Source organism: Gilvimarinus sp. 1_MG-2023, assembly GCF_030548285.1.
Genome location: NZ_JAUOSC010000987.1, coordinates 1 through 273 on the forward strand (window position 1 = coordinate 1; position 273 = coordinate 273).

At 59.0% G+C, this 273-nt stretch carries 1 protein-coding gene; it reads right to left on the minus strand.

Annotation, left to right across the window (positions count from 1 at the left end; translation table 11 throughout):
* On the minus strand, positions 1–243 hold a 243-nt coding region (locus tag Q4563_RS19835; protein ID WP_303605741.1), incomplete at its 3' end, for a hypothetical protein.
* Positions 244–273 lie beyond the last annotated feature (30 nt).

Sequence of the window (273 nt, forward strand, 5' to 3'; positions counted from 1 at the left end):
GGTGTCCACATCCTGGTCGACCTGATCCGCTGAGATACCGGTGTGCACCAGGCCACTACTAATGGCTTGGCCACAAACGACCCCGGCCAGGCTTTTGATGGTTTCTCCCTGGACGAATTCTTTTTCGGCCGTCGTCTGGCTGACGTGCCAGGCCTCGTTGGTATCGAGCCTCTGAATGGTGTACATCAACTCGCCGGTGGCGTAGTCGCGGACGGCGCTGATATGATCCGGGGTTCGGATCACGCGATAGACATGGCGCTCGCGATCCTCGAT